This window comes from Exiguobacterium sp. JMULE1 (assembly GCF_013337175.1).
Classification (GTDB): domain Bacteria; phylum Bacillota; class Bacilli; order Exiguobacteriales; family Exiguobacteriaceae; genus Exiguobacterium_A; species Exiguobacterium_A indicum.
Map to the genome: position 1 here is coordinate 1,935,404 of NZ_SGWC01000002.1, position 14,904 is coordinate 1,950,307.

The following is a 14,904-nucleotide window of genomic DNA, read 5'->3' on the forward strand; positions in this document are numbered from 1 at the left end:
GCGACACCTCATCGTTTAGCAGTCGTGTCACTGGAACATCGATCAACGATTATTCCGGCGAAGGAAAGATGGGATGTCCATCGTTTCTTCGACATCTGGCTCTTTAGCCGGTTCGGGATTCGAGCTGACAGGTGTCTCTTCGACTTGTGGTTTTGACTCCTCTGTTGGTGGTGGAGTCGCTTGTTTTTTCTTCAATAAATTCTTCATCATTTCTTGAGCGGATGGAATTTCGAAATCGAGTGGTTCGTTTTCGAATTCCGTCGCGATGACTGTAACGATGATTTCATCTTCTAGGTTATCGTTGATGACAGAACCAAAGATCAAGTTGACTTCCTCATCAGCTGCACTCTGAACGATTTGTGCGGCTTCCGTCACTTCGTACAAGCTAAGGTTCGCACTACCTGTGATGTTCATCAGAACACCTTTCGCGCCTTCGATCGAGGTCTCAAGCAACGGACTCGAAATCGCTTTTTTCGCTGCTTCCGTCGCGCGGTGTTCGCCTGTCGCGACACCGACACCCATTAAAGCAGAACCTTTTTCCGTCATGATCGTCTTCACATCGGCGAAGTCGAGGTTGATCAGACCAGGTACGGCGATCAAGTCAGTGATACCTTGTACACCTTGACGCAAGACGTTATCTGCTTCTTTGAACGCTTCAAGCATTGGTGTGTTCCGATCAACGATTTCAAGTAACTTATCGTTCGGAATGACGATCAACGTATCGACTTTTTCTTTGAAGTTCTGGACACCTGAGACGGCATGTTGCATCCGTTTACGTCCTTCGAACATAAATGGTTTTGTGACGACGCCGACTGTCAATGCACCGATTTCTTTTGAAATCTCCGCGATGACAGGAGCAGCTCCTGTACCAGTTCCGCCACCCATCCCAGCTGTGACGAAGACCATGTCAGCGCCTGAAAGGATTTCTGTTAATTGCTCACGGCTCTCTTCCGCCGCTTTTTTACCGATTTCCGGATTGGCACCCGCACCGAGACCACGTGTCAATTTAGCACCGAGTTGTAGTTTTACGTCAGCTTGTGACATGTTCAATGCCTGCGCGTCCGTGTTTACTGCGATGAATTCTACGCCTTGGACACCGTGTTCAATCATTCGGTTGACGGCGTTCGAACCGCCACCACCTACACCGATGACCTTGATTTTTGCTACTTGGTCCATCATTTCATCAAAATGCAACATAAAAAGGGCCCCCTAATATTTTTTACTCATTGGATTTTTTGTAGGCATTAACCAAAGAATTTCTCAAAGAAACTACTGAATGACTTTTTCTCTTTCGGAGGCTGTTCACGTGTTGGCCGTTCGTTTCGCGTAGGTGACGTCTGTTCGTTCATGAGCAGTGCATCCTGTTCATGTCCGTGCGCTACGGCTTCCTTCTCTTCCGCCCGGTCGAAACCTGATTTCGATACGGCGCTTCTTGAGAGCACATAACGTAACATACCGGCTGCGACGGCATACTTCGGATGACGAATACCAAGACTAGCAGGTTGATAGACATTGACGCTCTGCTTGAAGATTCGTTTTCCGAGCTGATCGATTCCCGGTAATGAAGAACTTCCCCCACATAAGATTAAGCCACTATTCATGTGAGCGTATCCTGCTTGCGTCATTCGTTTTTGAATCATCTCGAAGATTTCCTCAAGTCGTGCTTCTAAAACGAATCCAATCTCTGATTGTGGTTCGAAACGATGTTCGCCGTTGATCGTGACGTAGGAAACTTTCTCTTCCGGATCCCCGAGTGCTTCAAGCGCAACACCATATTCTTCTTTAGCAAGTTTCGCGTCTTGATATTTACAATTCATCTTGTACGTCAAATCACGTGTCAGATGATCACCACCGTATGGCAACGTCGTCGAGTAGACGAGATCATTCTTTTCGTAGATGGAAAGTGTCGTCGTCTCATGACCGATATCGATGATTCCGACACCGAGTTCGAGTTCATCAATCGATGCTGCGATTCTAGATACCGCTAAACTCTCCAGCACATATCCAGCAAGCTCTAAACCAGCCCGTTCAATGGAACGTTTAATGCTATGTAGGATCGTCTTCGCTCCGATGATGAGCTTCCCTGTTACTTCGAGACGATAACCGATCATTCCTCTCGGATCAGTGATTTCTGTTTGCTGATCGACCGTAAAGGTCTTCGGCAAGACATCGACGACACTGAGTTCGTTCGGAATTCGCATGACCATCGCAGAATGCAGAACGTCTTTCACGTCATCATCCGTGATTTCATTGTCCTCACCTTTGATCGATGTCATCCCTTGGCAATCCTTCACTTGAATGTGTTCACCGGAAATAGCGACATATACTTCACCAATTGGTTCACCAAGTGTACGTTCCACTTCCGTAACCGCTTGTTTAATGGCTTGTACCGTTTGATCGATGTCAACGATGACACCTCGTTTAACACCCGCGGATGGTGCAGAACCTTCAGCAAGAACGTTCAGCGTTCCACCAAGTAGTTCACCGACGATGAGTTTCACCTCCGATGTCCCAATGTCGAGCGCGGCAATCGTACCTTTCGTTTCCATGGGAGTGACACCTCCACTTTCATAATACTAATCCTTTTTATTCCTAATTATATTCTAGGAATGAGTCAGGCTTCTTCTCGTTTAAGTCTACACTATATAAATACTTACGAAAAGAAGTTATTGCCCGTCTTAGCGTTCGAATAGATTACGATTTGATGACGATTCGAACAAAGGTCGACGAATGAAAACACACGTTTGTTTTTTTATTCGTCAGCCCTTTACGAATCTTCTATTTTTTTCCTTTATATGGCTTGAAATAGATACCGCCATCAATTGTAATCGTTCCCGTCTTTCCTTTTGGTAAGGCAGAAATGACCTTTACGTATTCATTCAAGGAATTTGAAAAGGATGATGTACTGAGTAACACCGTATTCCCATCCGTCATGAATAATTTCAGACCACCCTTGTCCGTCTTATCGTTTGCGACGATTTCAGAGATCCGACTACGTACTTTCGGCTCGATCTTAACGAGTTCCTTCGTCAACCGATTTAATGATTGATCCGTAAATCCAGTCAGAATTGGTGCATCGAACAATTCTTCCTTCGACTTTCCGGGAATGATCGTTCCGTCCGCCAGTACGATCCGGTCTCCTGGTTTATCCTTTGCGTAAGCGATCTCTTTCTCTTCCGTCACCGTCACGCGATATTGATGCAAAAACTGTTTTTGCATCGTTGCTTCCTGAATGCCTGGAACCCTCTCGATTCGTTCAAGAATGTCTTCCTCTGATAGATTAAAGGCGTGTGTCTCATTCACCTTAACTCCTGATGCCTTCAAGATATCTGATGTTTTGACATTAAGATTACCATCAATATCAAATCGAGCGACCCGAGAATAACTCGACTGTAGATAAAAAACGACACCGACCAATAGACCAATCAGAATCAGGACATAGATGAGCCTCCGGTTGGCTTTTTTGCGACGTTGTTCACGGATATAAGGTATCTTATCCTCGAGGCTGCGGACGTTCTCGTCCTCTTGTGGTCGTCCAACCGCTCTCCGTTCCCTCACGTCTCATTCCCCCTCTATAACGTAACAATTCATTTCCCTATCGGTCTTTTCCTGCAATAGTTTAGTTTTTTTGTCCTGTCAGTCGTAACAATTCATCAACTAAGTCCCGTGAAGCGTTCGGCATACCGAGCGCAAGCGCCGCTTCAGACATCATTTGTTGTTGTGCTAACGCTTTTTCGCATGCCTCAAACAACCGATCACCCGTTAGCTCTTGTTCACGAATCAATAGACTCGCACCTGTCTCGACGAGTGATGAGGCATTGACCTCTTGGTGATTTTCCGTCACGTAAGGACTCGGGATGAGCACACTCGGTAAGCCGAGTGTCGTCAGTTCTGCCAATGTGCTTGCTCCCGAACGTGAAATGACGAGTTGACTTGCTTTTAAGATGTTCGGTAAATCATATACGAATGGGCGAAGTTGAATGCGTTCTGGTAAGGAACCAACGCGTGACATAATCGTATCGTAATGAATTTGACCAGTAACGAAGAGGAGCGACCAGCCTGCTTGCTCGACCTTTGGCATCATATCGACGACTGCTTCGTTGATTGCAGGTGCGCCACGACTACCGCCATAGATGACGACGAGAGGACGTCCTTCCTCAAAACCGAAACGTTGTCGCTCTTCAAGCGGATTGATGTTGAGCTCTGCCACTTCAGAAGCACGCGGATTTCCGATTAAAACCGTCTTCGCTTCATTCTTACCGAAGTGATGTCCAGACCCTTTAAAAGAGAGTGCAACACGATCCACATACCGAGCTAAAAATTTATTCGTGATACCAGGTAGACTGTTTTGTTCATGAACGAGTGTCTTGAAACCCATTTTTGCAGCCGTATACAATACCGGTCCACAAACGAACCCACCTGTACCGACGACGATATCCGGTTGGAACTGACGCAGTAGTCGACGAACACGCCGGACGCTCTTGACGAACCGGATACCAGTCTTGACGTTTTCGAATGACAAGGAACGACGGATGCCAGAAATCTCAATCGATTCAAATGGAATTCCCGCACGACGGACGATATCCGCCTCGAGACCATTTTCTGTTCCGATATAGAGGACCTCACACGGCATGCGTTGTTCGAGCTCCCGGATCATAGCGAGTGCCGGATAGATGTGACCGCCTGTACCGCCTCCAGAGACGACGATTTTCATACTGTTGTTCCTCCTACTTCATGTACGGCACGAACGAAATGATCGCCGCGCTCTTCATATGTCTTGTATTGATCCCAACTTGCAGATGCTGGTGACAGAAGAATGATGTCGCCGGGTCGTGACACTTCAAACGCTACTTTCACGGCTTCATCCATCGCCTCAACGACGGTCGACGCATAGCCATTTTCTGACGCAAGCGTTCCGAATCGATGACCCGTCTCCCCCAGTCCGATGACATGTTTGACATGCTTCATTGAATCGAGTAACGGTGTCAAATCCGCTCCACGCTCGAGTCCGCCACATAACCAGATGATGGGTGCCGTAAATCCAGACAACGCCGCTTCTGTTGCCACATTATTCGTTGCTTTTGAGTCGTTGTAAACTTTTCGGCCAGCAATTTCACCGACGAACTGTGTCCGGTGCTCTACACCACCAAACGTCCGTAGAACATGTTGAACGTCAGATAATGCTAAGTTAAACGGTTCGACGAGTGTTAAGGCTGCGAGAACGTTCTCGACATTATGCCCACCACCGAGAGCTAGTTCACTAACAGGTAAGATACTCGTCCCATTGATTGTCAACGTCTCGTTCATGATTTCTGCATACGCCGATTGACGACGAGAGAACAAGAGTGGCGTTACTTCAGCTGTCTTTCCGAGTGCATTGACGGACGCATCATCGGCATTCAAGACAAGACGATCCGTTTCTTTCATGTTCTTAAAGATCCGGGCTTTCGCTTCGCCATACGATTCAAAATCACCATGATAATCCAGATGTGCTGGTGATAAATTCAAAAATGCTGCCGTATATGGTCGGAACTGCTCGATCCCCATCAATTGAAAACTTGATAATTCAATGACGATGATATCGTCCTGTTTCGCCTGACATGCGATTTCAATTGCCGGGAATCCAATGTTTCCTGCCAAATGTACACGCCGCGTACCGGTTTTCAACAACTCATGGACCAGCGTCGTCGTCGTCGTTTTCCCGTTCGATCCTGTGATGGCAATCCACGTCGCATCGGTTGCTTGATACGCTAGTTCTACTTCTGTCCAAACCGGAATGTCGCGTCGTAAGGCTTCTTGTAGCAGATCGATGTGATACGGAATTCCTGGATTCTTGACGATCAAATCGATATCATCGAGTAGTGTGAGCGGGTGCTCACCGTAGACCGTCTTAACATCGAGTGATGCAAGCGTCGCTTGATCACTCTCGGACGGCGTTTTCCCGTCATTGACCGTTACTTCTGCACCAACACTCGCTAAATACCGAGCTGCTGCGATTCCACTTTTCGCCGTTCCGAGAACGAGCACTTTTTGATCATTCCATTGTCGTTGTTCCATTGTTGAATCGCTCACTTTCTCTCTTCTTTTTTATTACACGAATAGATAGGCGATGAATGCCATCAAACAGCTGATTCCTGCGAATGTACCGACGATCCGCCATTCGCTCCAACCGACCATTTCGAAGTGGTGGTGAATTGGGCTCATTTTGAAAATTCGTTTTCCTGTCGTCTTAAAGGAGATGACTTGTAGAATGACTGATAATGTCTCGACAACGAAAACGATACCGATTAAGACGAGTAGTAATTCCAGTTTTAAGACAATCGATATACCTGCTAATGCAGCTCCAAGTGCAAGTGACCCTGTATCTCCCATGAAGATCTTCGCTGGGTGCGCATTGAATAATAGGAATCCGATCAAGGCACCGACCGCTGAGAAAGCAAAACAAGCAGCGCCTACTTCATCTGCGATAAACCAACTGTATAATCCGAAGAACAAGAATGTTGGAATCGCTGTAAATGATACGAGACCGTCCAATCCATCCGTCAAGTTGACTGCATTTGAGAAACCAACTAACCAGAACAAGGCAACAAACGGATAGACGATACCGAAATCAAGCTCAAAATCGGTAAATGGAATCGATAGATACGTCGCGTCACTTGTAAATCCACCACTCAACCAGACAAATAACAATCCGACGACGATTTGTCCAAGTAATTTTTGTTTTGAATTCAGACCAAGGTTACGTTTCTTGACGACTTTGATGTAATCATCAATGAAGCCGATAACGCCATACGCAAGTGTTAAAAACAGTAACGATAATTGTGTCGTCGATAGATCGCCCATGACGACTGCACCGAGAACGCTGACGATCATCGCGACAAGAATGACGATTCCACCCATCGTCGGTGTTCCGGATTTGACCTGATGCCATTGCGGTCCTTCTTCCCGAATTTCCTGACCGAACTTCAATTGGTGTAGAAACGGAATCGCTTTTGGCATGACGAGTAATACAACAAGAAATGCAAGAATAAGACTGATGAATAATGTGATCATAGCAGACACCCTTTTTCAAAAATTAGTTTTCGTTCAGATAGGTTAATATCTGTTCAAGCGCCATCCCACGTGACGCTTTCAATAAGACGATTGTTCGTTCTCCGAGCAATGGGCGCAATCGTTTTGCAGCATCCTCGACGGTTGTCGCGAATTGGATTTGAACAGACGGGTCGCTGATTCCTTCAGCAATCCACGCGCCTTTCTCCCCTACTAGGATAGCATGCGAGACAGGTAACGCAATCCGCTTTCCGACCGAGGCATGTAATAAGCGTTCTTGGTCCCCTAATTCATACATATCGCCGAGGACGAGAACGCGTGTCGTATACCCTTCCAGCGCAGTGACCGTCTCAATCGCTGCATTCATTGATGTCGGACTCGCGTTATACGCATCATTGATGACCGCAGTCTCTTCAAAGAGTAATCGTTCCATCCGCATCGGTGTCAATTCAACCGCATCGAACCCTTCTTGAATCCGGGCGTCCGTCACGCCAAGTGCACGTGCTGTCGCAATCGCGTATGCTGCATTTCGGACTTGGTGTTTCCCTAGCACTGGTAGGTGAAAAGCGGTGCCATCGTAAGTAAAGGCCGTTCCAAAGAACGTTGCTTCCTTCGTTTCGATCCGGTACGTATTTCCGATTTGATAGCCGATCTTCTCCGCTTCGACTTCTGCGAGAAGTGGTTCGTCACCATCAACGAATAAATGACCACCGGGTTTGAGTCCGGATTGAATCTCAAGCTTCGCTTTGGCGATGCCACTGCGTCCACCGACTTGCTCCGCATGCGATTCGCCGATGTTCGTGACGAGTGCGATATCTGGCTCAGCTAGATTCGATAGGAATTCAATATCGCCAAACCCGTTCATTCCCATCTCAAGCACAGCGACTTCTGTATCAGCTGGCATCATGAGAATCGTTAACGGCATTCCGATATCCGAATTGAAGTTTCCTTGTGTCTTATGTGTCTTAAACGTCGTCTTGAGTACGCTCTCGACCATGTCCTTCGTCGATGTCTTCCCATTTGATCCAGTGATGGCGACGATTTTTGGCGCAATCTGCAGTAAGTATCGTTTTGCGATGTGTTGCAGGGCAACCAATGGTTCATCGACTTCTAAAAAGACGATATCGATGTCTGGTCGATCAATGCCTTTCTTCCATAAGGTGACGATCGCTCCTTGGTTTTTTGCACCTTCAAGGAATCGATGACCATCAACGCGTGCTCCTTGAATCGGAACATAGAGACCGTCTTCAAGTTGTGCGCGTGAATCCGTTGCAAAATGACGAACGATACGATCATCTTTCACATCGAGATGCAACCATTCAGCGAGTTGCGTAATTGTTAACATGATATATACCTCCATTTGATGACAGCAAAAGAGGACGAATGCAAAAGTCAACGAATGACTCCTGTTCGTCCTCGTCTTCCTGTAGAAATCAGGAAATTTGCCCCACCGTTATTCTTTAGGTTCAGCTAGTTCGACCGTTAACTTTCCATTTTCCCTCACTAGTGTACCAGTTCGAGCTGATTGTTTGGTTACAAAACCTTTACCAATGACATCAAGCTTCAAGTCATACAAGCTGACGAGTTTTTTGACGTCTCGCTGCGACCACCCCGTCAAATCCGGCATTTTGAACGTATTTGCTGTCTTCAGCAAGACACGCTCTCCGCTGACGAATTCTTGACCACGAGACGGAATCTGCGAAACGACTTCAGCACCATCGCCTAGGATGATTGGAACAGCCTCTTGTTCTTTTGCTAAATCCGTCGCTTGTCGGGCACTCTTCTTGATGTAGCTTGGCGTAATTTTCGCTTTGACATCCACCGAGTCCTTTTGCGTTTCCGGTTGAATGCTCCGGTATTGCAATGCTGTGTTCATGACACTCTTGAACACCGGACTCATGATGAGTGGTCCTGAAACAGACGATTCACTTTTCGAAGGACGATCGACTGCGATGTACATGATCAATTCCGGATCATCTTTTGGCGCCATACCGATGAACGAGTGAATGAATTGTCCTTGAATGTATTTCCCATTCTCAGAAATTTGAGCTGTACCGGTCTTCCCGATGACACGGTAGTCTTTCAACTTATACATTTGCCCGGTTCCGATTTTACTATTGACGACACCGTCAAGTGCATCCCGCGTCGCTTTTGCCGCCTCTGCCGAAATCGGCTTACCGACGACCTCTGTTTTCGCCCGGTACGGTGCTTTATCCGTATGATCCGCTTTTTGGATGATATGCGGTTTGACCATCTCGCCGTCACCAGCAATTGCCGTTGCCCCTTGAAGCAGTTGCATTGGTGTGACCGCAGTCGATTGTCCCCATGACGTAATGAGCGCATTCAACGGTTTCGACAAGTCAGATTGACTGTTTACTTCTCCCGAGATGTCTATACCCGTTCGTTGGTCAAAATGAAACTTCTTAAAGTATTCTTTATAACGCTCAATCCCAAGTTTTTCTGCTGTCAACTTCGAGAACATGACGTTCGAGGAGTGATAGACTCCTTCAATCATCGGAATAGTTCCCCAACCGACATCGTTATAATCCTTGATGACCGTTCCTTTGTAGTTATAACTACCCGATTTATACATCTCATTCGGACGGAACACTCCCGCATCAATCGCCGCTGCGAGCGTAAAGATTTTCATCGTCGAACCGGGTTCGAACCGTGACGAGACGGCGAAATTCGTGAAATCTTTCATGTCACGTAAGTTCGGGTTGAACGATGGACGATCCGCCATGGCAAGGATTTCACCGGTTTTCGCATCCATGACGATCCCTGTCGCATTTTTCGGTTTGTACGTGTTGTACATTTTTTGCATTTGTTTCTCTAGCGACTGTTGAATGCGGTGATCGATCGTCAAGTACAGGTTTGACCCGTCCTTCGGTTCATTCGAGACACGCGACGAGCCTTGGATCAACGGATTACCGCTCCGATCTTTCTCGAAGACACGTGCCCCGTAAGATTCGCTTAAGGCATCGTCATACTGTTTTTCGATCCCCATTTGTCCCTGTAACGCGACACGACCATTCTCCTCGGTGATCTTTTGGACGAATCCAAGTGTATCGGACAAGAAGATACCATTCGGGTAATATCGTTTCGGCTCTTCAATCATCCGGATTCCAGGAAGTTTCAACTTATCGATCTTCTCTTTTTGATCGAGCGTCAAATCATTTCCTTTTTTTCCGAATTCGATTTGCGAACGATCTTTGTTCTCAATCAAATAGGTCTCCAGTTCCTTCGTCGTCATCCCAAGAATCGGTGCAAGACCTTCAGCCGTCTTTTTAAAATCGACGATCGTCTCGTCCGGATCTTTGACGCCACCTAGTCGGTAAATACCAATCAAATGATAGGATGGAACATTGATCGCGATCGGTGAACCGAGTCGGTCGAAAATTTCACCGCGTTCTGCCCCGAGCGTCTCCTGAGACTCCCATCGCTTTTTCTCAGCATAGGCGATCATGTCTTCCCCATGGAATTGTTTTGTTGTCGCCAAGTATAAAAATCGACCAATGAACACAAAAAAGAGAGTAGCAAATATCACCATGATAAAGGCTACTCTCCAACGGGATTTTTTCAGTGGATTCATTTAGGAATCACCTTGATGTTCCCTTTACGCATATCAAGACCCTGTTCTTTTGCAATCTTATAAATCCGTTCCGGAGAGCTTAAGTTCGTGACCTCTAGTTGTAAACGTTCGTTTTCTTTTTTGAGTGATTGTGTGACTTGGTTCTCTTTCGCTAAATCACGGCTCACATTATACGCTTCGTTATGCGTACTGATCGTCAAACTCCCAAATAACACAAGACCACCAATCATCGCACTGTATAAGAATTTTTCAAAGGGATACAAGCGATACTTCGGACGGACGGCGACGCGACGCGCGATATCTTCCGTCTTTCGTGGTTCCTGAACAGGTTGTTGACGAACGGATTGAACCGTTTGGACCGATTTACGAAGTGGTTCTGCCATTGGAATGCTCCTCTCAAGTTTCTTTCATTTTTTCAGCAACTCGTAATTTTGCCGATCGGGCGCGACGGTTATCATCGAGCTCTTCAACACCCGCCGTAATCGGCTTGCGTGTGACGAGTCGGAGTTCCGGCTCCATTTCGACTGGAATCATCGGTAACCCCGGTGGAAGCTCGGGTAGTGATGATTTTTCTTTGATTGCTTGTTTACACATGCGATCTTCAAGTGAATGGAACGTAATGACACATAGACGTCCACCGACCCGTAATAAATCAATGGCTTGGTGTACCGCACGATCAAAGACGTTCAGTTCATCATTGACAGCGATCCGGATTGCTTGGAAAGTCCGTTTCGCAGGGTGACCACCTTTACGTCGTGCTGGTGCCGGAATCGCATCCTTGATCAATTCGACGAGTTCAAATGTCGTCTCGATCGGTCGCTCTTCCCGCGCTTTTTCGATTTTACGCGCAATCTGTTTCGAGAATTTCTCTTCCCCGTATGTAAAGAAGATACGTACGAGATCATTGTACGACCACTCATTGACGACTTCGTAGGCAGAAAGTGGAGAAGATTGATCCATGCGCATGTCGAGACGTGCGTCGTGATTGTAACTAAATCCCCGTTCCCCTTCGTCTAATTGTGGTGAAGAGACACCGAGATCGAATAGGATGCCGTCCACTTTCTCGACGCCATGTGCTGCTAACTGCTCTTTCAGATAAGCAAAATTACTCTTTATTAAAGTAAAGCGACCTTCATACGCCGCGAGACGTTCTGCTGCATGAGCGAGGGCGACATCATCTTGATCAAATGCGTACAGATGACCTGTCGTCAGTTGCTTGACGATCTCTTCGCTGTGTCCTGCTCCACCTAATGTACAATCGACGTAAATACCGTCGGGTTTAATCGCGAGTCCTTCAATCGACTCCCATTTCAATACTGTTTCATGCTCAAACATGTCCTGCCTCACCTTTCACTGTCCTTGAAGGACGTTACTCTTTTTCAATGTATCACATTCTCTCGTGAAAACGTTACGAAAATGAGACAGTTTCCTTGATTTATTTAACTTTTGTGTAATTTTCGCTAAAAAACTAAAAAAACCTGCTAGTTTCAGCAGGTTTAAAGGAAAATCTTCAGTTGATCACTCGTATTCGCTTCATAGGCTGTTCTTAAGTCCCGAACAAAATCAAGACCATGGTGATTCAACCACGGGAGGACAGAATGAATCCGCTCTTGTGGCGCTCCATCAGGAAGAAGATGATAAGCCGTCTCTTTATATTGCCGTGTCTGTCGGTCAAACTGACGTCGATCTTCTGCCAGTAGACTAGCAATTGCTTGATCGAGCTGTTTCTTGACCTTCTCACTCTTACTCGATGTCCGCAGTAGATTCTGTTCGAGCGAGAGGAATTCCGAGACGAAACTGTCTTTTAGCATCGCTGCCGTCTGCATACGTCCTGTCATCTTCTCTTCTGAATAGAGCGGAATCGGTACGCCTGATCGGACGATTTCTTCGAGCGACACCTCAAGTTTAGCAAGACGCTTTTCATCGCTACGGCGCACGAGTAACCCACCCATGCGGGGAATCAATAACGGCATCGTCCAATTCAGGTGATGAAAGAGCGGTCGTAAGCGTGTCCAGTATGCTAACTCCCCCGGACCCCCGATATAGGCAAGCGTCGGGAACAGGTAATCCTGCATCAATGGACGTGTGACGACACTGTTGGAGAAACGTTCCGGACTGGCGTACAGCAACGCGATCAATTCAAGCTCCGTATATTGCTTTCCTTGTTTTGTCTCGAATCCGTCTACTGTCGGATACAGCAACTGACGACCGTGATCATCGACGAAAAGATGCGCCGCTTCCTCGTTCAAGAATGTATCCGGTAACTCTTGCGTCTGTGAAATACCATCCGTCAATGCTCGTCTAAATTCCGCATTGTCTTGAATCAACCGTTCAAAGAACGGAATCTCGAGTTCACGGACAGAATGTGTATCCGCATCAAAGAAGACGACATCAAAATCGATCAATTCACCGATCAATTGTGAGAAAAACATCCCATACGATGTACACGCTTCAACGAGTTGCTTCAGGCGCGCAACTAATTGTTTCGTATGAACCGTTTCTGGCATTGCTCGGAATGCCTCTTCGATGATTTCAAGAAGTGCTGCTTGATCAAAAGAGAGCCGACTGACCGAGTGGGCAATCGATTCTGAAGGTGTGACAGCGATTTTACGCGTTTGATAATCCGCTGTCGGAACGTAAACATGGTTAATCTCATCAAAATCGTGATCTTCGGTCGCGAGCCAAAAAATCGGAACGACAGGTCGCCCAAGTGTCGTTTCCGCCTGCTTCGCGACCTTAAGACAGGTCAACAATTTATAGATGGCATATAATGGTCCGCCAAAGATACCCGTTTGTTGCCCTGTAATGACAACTTGAGCTTCACCCGTACGAAGCTTCGCGACACGTTCCCGCAAACGCTCCGTCATGTTCGGATTTTGGCGTTCGAGTTCGTCTGTCAGTGCCGCAAGATGCGGATAGTGACGTTCTTCAAGCAAACGGCTCCTCGACGCTAAACCACTCTCTCCAAGGTGGTCGACATATGTTAAGAATTCTTCTCGTGAAGCACGATGCATCAACGAGTTATCATCGTATAAGGCTTCAAATGGTTGTACCTTCAAACAAAATCCCTTCTTTCTTACCTAACTGGTCAGCTGATGAACAGTTGACGAATACCGAGTACGAACAGTATGAAATGGACGGGTAATGCCAGCAAGATGATGATCCGCCAACTGTGGCGAATCATTTGTCTCAAATCAACATCAAGTTGACGAATTCGTTGCCAGAGTGCATTCAACGCAAACACCAACAACACGACGATGACGATCCACCCTAAGTAATTTGTTCCGGTCAAGGCAATCAATGCAACATGAATCGCATACAGAACGATGAATGTTCCAAAGTCGAGTGCAAATCGAACGGCCTTCCCATGTTTCCGAAATAGAAGTAGAAAGACGAGATACAACGCAATCAGGCTGAATAAAGGAAAAATGATGAAGACTGTCACTGCGGACCCTCCCTCTGTTTGATCTGTTCATAATAAAAAGATAAACGTGGCGTCGCAGTCGTCGCCTGACGTAATACGTATCCAAGTATCGGTTCTACTTCCGTTCGTCGTCCATACTCAAGATCTCGTAACATGGAAGAACGATTTTTGCTCGTATTCTTCATGATCCGCTCGATTTCGGAATAAGTAATGTCATGGTGCGGGAAAATCGTCCGCATTTCGTCAAATAATTGACGGGCTTCTTCTCGATAAGGCATCTCTAATAAGGATCCATTCTCAACACCGTAATAAGCCGTCACTGGATTGATGACGACGTTGATGAACAGCTTCGTCAATAAAACGGCTTCCATATCTGACTCAAGTTCAAAGCACAGCTGCTTTGACGACAAGTTCACTACCTCTTGATTTCCGTAGCGGATGCGTCCTTTTCCAGTATGCTGGACTTCAAACGGTGCAGTGCGCATGGCACCATGTTCGACGACACCAAATAAGACATGCGGCAATTGCTCTTTCCATTTCAAATGATCCATTCCATTTTGCAGGAACATGACGGGACACGTCAGCCGTTTAAGGAATGGAATCACACTTTTTATATCATACGACTTTGTCGCGACAAACACCAAGTCTTCTGACTCGAGCCGATCAATCTTCCGGATCCGTACGAGACGACTCGCTTGTCCATCGCGAATGATTGGTCGTTCCTCATCTTGTTCTTGTCGCACATAAAGCGTGACTGCATGATCTTCCGATAAATAAGAGGCAAGCAATAACCCGATGGCACCCGCGCCAATGATTCCAACATTCATCTATTCCTATC

At 46.6% G+C, this 14,904-nt stretch carries 13 protein-coding genes; all 13 read right to left on the bottom strand.

Translation table 11 applies throughout. The features are described 5' to 3' along the window. Positions 1-42: 42 nt before the first annotated feature. Positions 43-1,197 (bottom strand): cell division protein FtsZ, encoded by a 1,155-nt coding sequence (gene ftsZ, locus EXW93_RS10485; RefSeq protein ID WP_023468800.1) that lies wholly within the window; start codon positions 1,195-1,197, stop codon positions 43-45. Positions 1,198-1,244: 47 nt separating this feature from the next. Continuing rightward, on the bottom strand, positions 1,245-2,549 hold the full coding sequence (gene ftsA / locus EXW93_RS10490) for a cell division protein FtsA (RefSeq protein ID WP_023468801.1): 1,305 nt from the start codon (positions 2,547-2,549) through the stop codon (positions 1,245-1,247). 229 nt (positions 2,550-2,778) lie between these two features. Next, positions 2,779-3,558, bottom strand: coding sequence for a cell division protein FtsQ/DivIB (locus EXW93_RS10495; protein ID WP_023468802.1), 780 nt, complete (start codon positions 3,556-3,558; stop codon positions 2,779-2,781). 61 nt (positions 3,559-3,619) lie between these two features. Further along, a complete protein-coding gene (gene murG, locus EXW93_RS10500) occupies positions 3,620-4,714 on the bottom strand; it encodes an undecaprenyldiphospho-muramoylpentapeptide beta-N-acetylglucosaminyltransferase (RefSeq protein ID WP_035396718.1) in 1,095 nt (364 codons plus the stop codon). Continuing rightward, positions 4,711-6,057: a UDP-N-acetylmuramoyl-L-alanine--D-glutamate ligase gene (murD, locus tag EXW93_RS10505; RefSeq protein ID WP_041255152.1), complete on the bottom strand. Its 1,347-nt coding sequence runs from the start codon at positions 6,055-6,057 to the stop codon at positions 4,711-4,713. The genes murG and murD overlap by 4 nt, the downstream gene beginning before the upstream one ends. 33 nt (positions 6,058-6,090) lie before the next feature. Then, complete coding sequence (gene mraY / locus EXW93_RS10510; RefSeq protein ID WP_174316440.1) at positions 6,091-7,053, bottom strand: phospho-N-acetylmuramoyl-pentapeptide-transferase; 963 nt, start codon at positions 7,051-7,053, stop codon at positions 6,091-6,093. Positions 7,054-7,075: 22 nt separating this feature from the next. Then, a complete protein-coding gene (locus EXW93_RS10515) occupies positions 7,076-8,395 on the bottom strand; it encodes a UDP-N-acetylmuramoyl-tripeptide--D-alanyl-D-alanine ligase (protein ID WP_254606202.1) in 1,320 nt (439 codons plus the stop codon). 108 nt (positions 8,396-8,503) lie between these two features. Beyond that, the gene (locus EXW93_RS10520; protein WP_235147584.1) at positions 8,504-10,549 is read right to left on the bottom strand and encodes a penicillin-binding protein; all 2,046 of its coding nucleotides are present in this window, start codon (positions 10,547-10,549) and stop codon (positions 8,504-8,506) included. Positions 10,550-10,638: 89 nt separating this feature from the next. Beyond that, positions 10,639-11,025, bottom strand: coding sequence for a cell division protein FtsL (gene ftsL / locus EXW93_RS10525; RefSeq protein WP_174316441.1), 387 nt, complete (start codon positions 11,023-11,025; stop codon positions 10,639-10,641). A gap of 13 nt (positions 11,026-11,038) precedes the next feature. Further along, entirely contained in the window at positions 11,039-11,977 is a 939-nt protein-coding gene (rsmH, locus tag EXW93_RS10530) for a 16S rRNA (cytosine(1402)-N(4))-methyltransferase RsmH (protein ID WP_035396712.1), read from the bottom strand. 161 nt (positions 11,978-12,138) lie between these two features. Beyond that, on the bottom strand, positions 12,139-13,701 hold the full coding sequence (gene bshC, locus EXW93_RS10535) for a bacillithiol biosynthesis cysteine-adding enzyme BshC (protein ID WP_174316442.1): 1,563 nt from the start codon (positions 13,699-13,701) through the stop codon (positions 12,139-12,141). Positions 13,702-13,730: 29 nt separating this feature from the next. Next, positions 13,731-14,087, bottom strand: coding sequence for a DUF3397 domain-containing protein (locus tag EXW93_RS10540; protein WP_023468811.1), 357 nt, complete (start codon positions 14,085-14,087; stop codon positions 13,731-13,733). Next, complete coding sequence (locus EXW93_RS10545) at positions 14,084-14,893, bottom strand: ketopantoate reductase family protein (RefSeq protein WP_174316443.1); 810 nt, start codon at positions 14,891-14,893, stop codon at positions 14,084-14,086. Before EXW93_RS10545 ends, EXW93_RS10540 begins: the two co-directional genes overlap by 4 nt. Between the last annotated feature and the right edge of the window lie 11 nt (positions 14,894-14,904).

What these genes read in the sequence shown, in the direction of transcription:
- ftsZ (WP_023468800.1), bottom strand. Translation starts at nt 1,197, where the DNA reads ATGTTGCATTTTGATGAAATGATGGACCAAGTAGCAAAAATCAAGGTC.
- ftsA (WP_023468801.1), bottom strand. Translation starts at nt 2,549, where the DNA reads ATGGAAACGAAAGGTACGATTGCCGCGCTCGACATTGGGACATCGGAG.
- murG (WP_035396718.1), bottom strand. Translation starts at nt 4,714, where the DNA reads ATGAAAATCGTCGTCTCTGGAGGCGGTACAGGCGGTCACATCTATCCG.
- murD (WP_041255152.1), bottom strand. Translation starts at nt 6,057, where the DNA reads ATGGAACAACGACAATGGAATGATCAAAAAGTGCTCGTTCTCGGAACG.
- mraY (WP_174316440.1), bottom strand. Translation starts at nt 7,053, where the DNA reads ATGATCACATTATTCATCAGTCTTATTCTTGCATTTCTTGTTGTATTA.
- EXW93_RS10515 (WP_254606202.1), bottom strand. Translation starts at nt 8,395, where the DNA reads ATGTTAACAATTACGCAACTCGCTGAATGGTTGCATCTCGATGTGAAA.
- ftsL (WP_174316441.1), bottom strand. Translation starts at nt 11,025, where the DNA reads ATGGCAGAACCACTTCGTAAATCGGTCCAAACGGTTCAATCCGTTCGT.
- rsmH (WP_035396712.1), bottom strand. Translation starts at nt 11,977, where the DNA reads ATGTTTGAGCATGAAACAGTATTGAAATGGGAGTCGATTGAAGGACTC.
- EXW93_RS10545 (WP_174316443.1), bottom strand. Translation starts at nt 14,893, where the DNA reads ATGAATGTTGGAATCATTGGCGCGGGTGCCATCGGGTTATTGCTTGCC.